This window comes from Arsukibacterium sp., from assembly GCF_036735525.1.
Classification (GTDB): domain Bacteria; phylum Pseudomonadota; class Gammaproteobacteria; order Enterobacterales; family Alteromonadaceae; genus Alishewanella.
In genome coordinates this window covers 1-4,701 of sequence record NZ_DAINOE010000134.1, presented here as the reverse complement: position 1 = coordinate 4,701, position 4,701 = coordinate 1, and the positions used below count along the sequence as shown (strand labels likewise).

At 44.3% G+C, this 4,701-nt stretch carries 4 protein-coding genes; 1 reads left to right on the top strand and 3 read right to left on the bottom strand.

The genetic code is table 11. The annotated features are described in order from the left end of the window. The 3 genes from V7D78_RS16015 to V7D78_RS16005 all read right to left on the bottom strand — a co-directional run. On the bottom strand, positions 1 to 1,209 hold a 1,209-nt coding region (locus tag V7D78_RS16015; RefSeq protein ID WP_333609459.1), incomplete at its 3' end, for an oligosaccharide flippase family protein. Between the two features lie 21 nt (positions 1,210 to 1,230). After that, positions 1,231 to 2,661 (bottom strand): DUF2264 domain-containing protein, encoded by a 1,431-nt coding sequence (locus V7D78_RS16010; protein WP_333609458.1) that lies wholly within the window; start codon positions 2,659 to 2,661, stop codon positions 1,231 to 1,233. Further along, positions 2,645 to 3,601: a glycosyltransferase family 2 protein gene (locus V7D78_RS16005; RefSeq protein WP_333609457.1), complete on the bottom strand. Its 957-nt coding sequence runs from the start codon at positions 3,599 to 3,601 to the stop codon at positions 2,645 to 2,647. The genes V7D78_RS16010 and V7D78_RS16005 overlap by 17 nt, the downstream gene beginning before the upstream one ends. A 167-nt stretch (positions 3,602 to 3,768) precedes the next feature. Between V7D78_RS16005 and V7D78_RS16000 the strand changes: the two genes are divergently transcribed. After that, positions 3,769 to 4,701 (top strand): polysaccharide deacetylase (locus V7D78_RS16000; RefSeq protein ID WP_333609456.1); only part of this gene is annotated, 933 nt, incomplete at its 3' end.

Below are 4,701 nucleotides of genomic sequence, written 5' to 3'. Positions count from 1 at the left end.
ATTGCCTGCTTGTAAGGTGGCCATAATTAAGCTGATACTGCTGGTAACTAACCAGGCGTAAGCCAGGCCGACAATACCAAGGCTTGAAAAAGCCAGCAAAGCCGCGGCAAAAAGTAATAGCACGGCTATTCGTAGCATAAACACTTGCTTACCTTTGCCTTGAGTTTCCATTGTCAGGTTAATTAATCCATATTGTATTCTTAGCGGGATAGATATAGCTGTCAGTGAAAGAATTATGGCAACGCCCTGCCATTTATCCCCGAGCAGTAAGGGTATTAGCAGCGGACTGATAGCCGCAATACCAAAAAAAAGTGGATACGAGGTTAAACAAGCCAGCTGCAAGGTGGTTTTAAGGTAATACGACACCTTATCCAACTCGCGCTGATAGCGTGAAAAGGCGGAAAAAGCCACCTGTTTAAATACGGGCATCACCTTAGTGGTGATAAGATTTGATAAATGAATGGCAACAGCATAGATACCGATATCACTGATACTATAAAGTTTGCCACCAGCCAGAATATCCAGCCGATTGGTTAAAAACCAGATTAAGTCCGCCAGCAGGATATAAATACTGAACTTGAGTAAAGGCATCACTTTATCAAGAGCAAATACAGGCATCACAATGCGTTTTGCTAGCAGAGTATAACCAATAGCAAAGCAGAGTTTTTGCCCGAGCATAGTGAATACCAAAGCCCATACACCAAAGCCACTATAAGCCATCACTATCACTGCAATAGAGGCGGCAACATGTATCCAGGCAGATACTATCGCTTTTTGCTTAAATGCCATATCACGATCTAACAAGGCGCCGGCAATGAGCTCCCATGGAGAAAGTAAAAAAATGACGGCCAAAACCCGTAAAACCGTAACTAATGATGCTTGCTGATAATAATGTGCGATATAGGGTGCGGCTAAAAAAAGCACAATAAACAAAATTATGCCTGTTGCTATTGCGAAGCCCATAGCCTGGCGCAGTACGTCATCACTAAGCGTATCGGATTGCACTAAGGCCTTAGCTATACCAAATGAAGAGAACATAAAAGCAAATGTAACAAAAACCTCTGCAAGTGACATGATGCCGTAATCAGCCTGGGTTAGCCACCGAATCACTAAAAGGGTAGAAAGCCAACTGAGCAATTGAGAGCTTAAACGCAGTGCTATGCTCCAGCGAAACCCAGAAAGTGCTTTACTGAGAACTGAATTATCCATTTATCGAGTTACTCTGCATGATTAGCGATATACTTCCAGATCAGAGCAAAAATGCTTTAACCCCATTTTTTGCAAATTATTCGCCGGTCGGTGGCTACATGCAAAAATGGCACTCTTAAACCGCTGTGTCTGAGTGGTTTTTTTTATGGTACTGAGTGCATCTTTAGTGATTATATCTGCAAGGCTGGCATCAGTATTATCCAGTAATAGGTGGACAGTATTTTCAGCTGGTTTTTTTTCGATTTTTATTTCAGCTAAATTACATTCCATTTCAATTGCATGCTGCTGAAGCGGTAAAGCGATAAGATTAATGTCTTTTAAATTTTGATGCTGACTAAGAGCATAAAACATCACCAGACTGCGCCCGCCCCAAAAGCTACTTGCCGGGCCTGAATAAGGGTCAAGCCAGCGTTCATCATCCTTAAATACTCCCTGGGTCGGTCGCCCGAATCGTAATCCTTCATTGCTGACAAAGTACTGCCAGCTTCGAAGTAAAGCGGTGATGGCTATATTTAAATCAACTTTAGAATCAGTTATTGCGGCTCGAATCAATAAGGGCGTCGATACAGCAAAGCGATAGCATAAACTACGACCGTATAATACGACTCCTTGTTCGGTAAATAAGTGCTGAAACCAATCACAATAATCTAGCAGCCGCTGCGGTTGAAAATCATACTGCGGCATGATCTGGCTTAGCCGGAAAAAATGATAATGAAATCCCCAGGCATTATACAAATCGACAGCGCCCTGCTTACCATCCTGATAACAGCCGTCACCCACATAAAAGCTGTTTAGCTGTGTTAAGCGGTGTTGACTATTAAATTGATGTTTTGAGTCCAACACAGCCAGGACGGCATCAACCTGCACCACAAATAAATGCCAGTTGTTATCTGCGGTGATTTTACCTGGCACTTGCTTTAGCCAATCAAGTATTTGTTGTTGTTGTTGTTCAGTAAAACTTAACCACAGGGAATCTTTTACCAACCATAGCGCCAGTGCGATATCTGCCGCTTCACAAATTAAGGTGCTTTTATTGCTAATTTCTCCCCAATAATAGCGATGTGCCGGGTCAGTGCCATTAAGCAAGGATTCCCGTAAAGATAACAACATCTTTTCAGACAGTTCAGGTTTAGCCAGCGGGCTACTGCTATATGCAGCCCACATCGGCAAGGTACGGCTAATACCCTCAATACCATCATTGGTTGCACCATAAATACTGGGCAAGCCGGGGTAATAAGCCCGACAGCCTGCAGCTGTGCGATAGTGGCAAAAGGCAGGCCAAAAGTAATCTATTAATTGCTGGCAATATTCTGCGGGTTTATCCGGGTTAGTCGATAATAACGCTTGCTGAAGCTTATCTGCTTGAGCAAAAGGTTTTTTTTGCAGGCAGTGTTTTTGCCACAATTGACGCTGATTGCGGTAAATAAGTTTAAAATCAGCGAGCGATAGCATGGGGGGGGGTCTTGTCTTTGGCTCGAAATAAGTAACTTAGTAACAGAAACTTATATGCACCAGGTTTATTTTTTCTGTAGCTTAGACCTTTCCAGTAACTGTTGGCCGCAGCTTTGTACCATTTAGCTAAAAATAATTCGTAGCCATGTTCAAACCAAACCTGAGCGAAAATTTGGTTTAGCCTGGAGTGGGGGATCTGACGACCTTGTTGATCAGTCATACCATAGCGCGCTAGCGCATTTTGCAAAATTTCTGCGCGATAGTTTCTGCTATGAGGTTTATGGGAGATGCTTTGCATGTTTTTTCGATAAAAAGCATATAAATTATCGAGTTGCTGTATAGGCACCCGATTTGCGAGCTGAAGCCAGAAGTCGAAATCCTGACCACGCCGGTAATCCGGATTAAAACTGACGCCAACTAATGCCTGACGTCTGACTAACAGCGTAATTATATGAAAGCAGGATATTTCAAGTAGCTTCAGAAACATCCAACCAGATTTTCTGGGATCTGGGATGGGCTCTTTGTCATATTGCTCTAGTTCGGCATCAGCCAGTGAAAAACTGATATCTACCGTTTTAAAGCGACCACAAACCGCCTGACATTCCGGGTGCTGCTGTAAAAAACTGACTTGCTGCGCTAAGCGATGGGGCGCCCATAAATCATCGCCGTCATTAAAAGCAATCAGCTCACCTTTAGCCAGACTAATGCCTAAATTACGTGCAACAGCTGAGCCACTGTTTTGTTGCCTGACGTAATGCACACGCTCATCTGCCAGCTGTTGCACAATTTCAGCAGTGCCATCGGTACTGCCATCATCGACGATAATGACTTCCAGAGGATGGTAATGTTGTTGCAAGATGCTATGAATGCTGTCAGCAATATAAGCCGACCCGTTATAAACCGGGATAATGACAGAGACCAGTGGCAAGGTATTGGGCATACAGGTGAAATTCCATTTCAAACAGCTGTAATAATGTGTTTGTTATAACAATTTTTTTGTGCAATAGCCAATGAATTATAGGCTAATTATGAGTCCTGCTTGCCAGTCCTGAGCTATCCACGTTATAGTTTGCTTCTCAAATGGCAAGGGAGCCAATGGATTAAGCTATGGAACAGGCTGTGTACCAACGCCCGGCATTACAAGTGTTTATCACTATAGATACGGAAGCATCTATAGCGGGTGCTTTTGCCCATCCTCAACGATATTCCCCTTTGTTGGACGGACCTGTAGATGGCATGGTGGATGGCCAGAGCCAAGCACTGGGTTTTTTACTTAAAACCCTACAGCAATATCAGTTAACCGCTACTTTTTTTACTGAGAGTCTTCAAAATCGTTACTTCGGTGTTGCTCCGATGCAACGGCGGGCTGAACAAATTTTAGCGGCAGGTCAAGATTTGCAGCTGCATTTACACCCTTGCTGGCTAAACTTTGCAGATGGCAAGATGTTAAACCCGCAGCCGAATGACGCTTCTACCGGAAGACCATTGTCAGAACTGATCGCCATATTTCAGGAAGCGAAACAGCGCTTCACCGACTGGGGTTTTGGTGCACCTGTCGCTGTGCGTACCGGAAACTTTTCTACCGGCCTGGATACCTTTGCTGCTTGCGCCGCCAGCGGCCTTAAATACTCATCTAATATTGCCGCAGCACTGCTACCTTCAGATGCGGCCCCTGAGTTACAACGAACGTATGGTTTTTGTCAGATAGCCGGAGTAACGGAATTGCCATTAACCAGTTTTCAGTCGTATCAGCTTAATGGACGTCATTGTCAGCGTATTATGGCAATCACTGCTTGCTCCATAGCTGAACTGACAAATGCGGTAGACCAGGCCTGGCAGCAAGGACTCAGCGCCGTGTGTATTTTAACTCACCCTTTTGAATTTATTAAAAGGCGCCACGGCAGTTTTGACCAACTGAGTGTCAATCAGCTCAACCAGCAACGTTTTGCTGCGCTGTGCCAGTTTATTGCTGAGCAGCCGCAGCGTTACAGCGCCTGTAGCTTTGGCCAATTGCCGCAACAAGTTATTCGCTATGGTGCA